Origin of the sequence: Clostridium sp. UBA6640, from assembly GCF_002455975.1 — a bacterium.
Lineage (GTDB): Bacteria > Bacillota > Clostridia > Clostridiales > Clostridiaceae > Clostridium_J.
The window spans coordinates 1-2,357 of sequence record NZ_DKLM01000030.1 but is presented as its reverse complement, the minus strand read 5'-3'; the positions used below and the strand labels follow the sequence as shown (position 1 = coordinate 2,357).

Annotated in this window: 1 protein-coding gene; it reads right to left on the bottom strand. The window is 28.8% G+C overall.

The window, feature by feature from the left end:
* Positions 1-82: 82 nt before the first annotated feature.
* Positions 83-1,897 (bottom strand): cell wall-binding repeat-containing protein, encoded by a 1,815-nt coding sequence (locus tag B2W91_RS03330; protein ID WP_291578859.1) that lies wholly within the window; start codon positions 1,895-1,897, stop codon positions 83-85.
* Positions 1,898-2,357 lie beyond the last annotated feature (460 nt).

Genomic DNA, 2,357 nt, shown 5'->3' with positions numbered 1-2,357 from the left:
TGTTCCCCAGAGGTGAAAAAAAAGGCTAGCAATTGCATTGCTAGCCAAAATGTTAAGGAAATTAGTCTTATTAAAAATAATTTTATTTTTCTACACTTACAAATATATTCTCAACAGTATAAGTGTTGCCATTTATGTCTGTGATTTTTATTTCAGCTCTAACTGGCTTAAATAGGTTGTATGGAGAGCTAGTCCAATATTCATTGCTCTCTTCACTATCACGGTTTTTAAATACTGTACTTAATTGTCCATCTATTCCGCCATATGTTTCATCTTCTGATTTTAACTTAAGAATTTGATCTCCTGTAGCTATTCTTGTAGCTACATTTTCCTCTTCCCCTATTAAAGAAATCTTAATTTCTTCAATTTTCTCATATGGTAGTTTTTCTGTGTTTATTTTAAAGCCAACATTATATCCTTCTTCTTCTTCAAAATAGCCAAAATCTTGTGCTTCAACATATTCTTTTGCCTTATCACCAGTATAATTAGCTGGTAAAGCATCTATAGCAATTGTTGAAGTTGTTAAAACCTTATTGCTATCTTTAACATCAACTAAGCTGAATTTTACTTCATACTTTCCTTTTGTATCAGTTTTTACGGTAAATTTAGTTTCTTCACTGTAGTCTTTAGCAATTGCAAATCCTTCACTTGGTCCCCATTGACCAATTTGTGCTAAATCCCACTCTGTGCCTTCTGTATCTTTTGCTAAAATTTGTAATTTACTATCTTCTGGCTTACTAATAACTTCCACTTTAACTAAAGCATTTGTATAACCAAAGTCTCCTACTTTATCAGCTTCTAATGTTATTGGTAATACTGTTCCTTCTTCAGCTACAGTAAAAGTTTTTCCTGTTAAATCATATGAAAATTTATATGTGCTTGCTGCTTCCACATGTTCTTCATTAAGCTCGTCTATTTTTTCAGTAACTTTTTTAACTAATTCTAATATGTTCTCTGATTTAACTTGTCCTATAATTGATATTTCTGTGTCTTTCTTTACATTCTCTTCTAATACTTTATTTGTTTCTTCCATTTGAGATTTGTCCATACCTAATAATACTACTGGATTATTATTTTGAGCTGCTAATACAGAAGTTGATAATCCATCTTTTAATTTATTTGGAAGTCCACTTGGCATATATATTGTATTAAACTCTAATTCATCTTTAAAAGTTTCTAATATCTTTGCATTAGTTTCATATCTATCTTTTCCAGTAATTCTTTTTGCATTAATTTCTTCTTCAGTTTTTTTAGAAACTAAAGTTTCTCCACCTAATATATAAGCTTCTTTGTCTTTCATATCTACTTTATAATCTTTAGTTAATTCTCCATTTGAACCTACTATAGCGATTGCCATTCCTTCAGTTGATGCTATTGGAGCTATTGAAATTGCATCTGCAATACCATTGTATCCTACTACTGCAACTTTATCATAGCTTCCTAATTCTTCTGCTATATTTTCGCTAGTTTCTATTCTATTTTTTCCACCAACACGAACAACTTCCATGCCTTCTTCTTCAAGCTGCTCCTTCATTTTATCCGTTAAAATACCTTCCCCAGATGCTAAATAAACTTTTTCTATCTCTTTATCTTTTAACTCATCTAATACTGGCTTATTAACTACATCGCCCTTGTTTACTAATAGAATAGGCGCTTTTTTACTATAAGCTAATGGTGCTACAGATAATGCATCAACTAAATTTTCTTCATTTTGTGCTGCTAAAACTACTGTCTTCTCACCTTCCCATTCACCATTCCAGCTTTTTTGTGCAAGTTCAATTGAAGTCTCAACAGCTGTCTTTCCAACAACCTCATTAACTGGTGCAGCATAAGCCATATTCACACTAACCATTGAAAATATCATAGCCATTGCAACTAATTTTTTAACATTTTTCATTTTAAGTCCTCCTTAATAAGTTCAATTATTTTATTACATTTTTCTACACAAATCGTGCTTTTTCTGTAAATTCATAATATCACATTTTTTCTGCATATTTTGTCATTTACTGTCGAACAATTTAAAAAATTTATTTATTTTAGAATAAAAATGATGTTTATTTTACATTTAATGAAAGTTTTTAGATTAATATTACAATAAAACAAAGTATAAAACTAAAAACTTGTAAATAATCTATATTTATCTTTTCAAAATTTTATGATTCAAAATAAATATTTTTCATTTTTATTATAAATACACTATAATTATTTAGAAAAAAATTGATTATTAAACTCTTTTTTCGCCTAAAAAATTAATTTAAAATTTGTAGATGTTTCAAAAACTGCATTCTCATCAACGGTATAAGTTGTTGTTTCATCTCCTATGTTTTAAATATTATCACTATGTTTTTACCAACTTT

Coding starts and splice junctions, on each gene's coding strand:
- B2W91_RS03330 (WP_291578859.1), bottom strand. CDS start 1,897: ATGAAAAATGTTAAAAAATTAGTTGCAATGGCTATGATATTTTCAATG.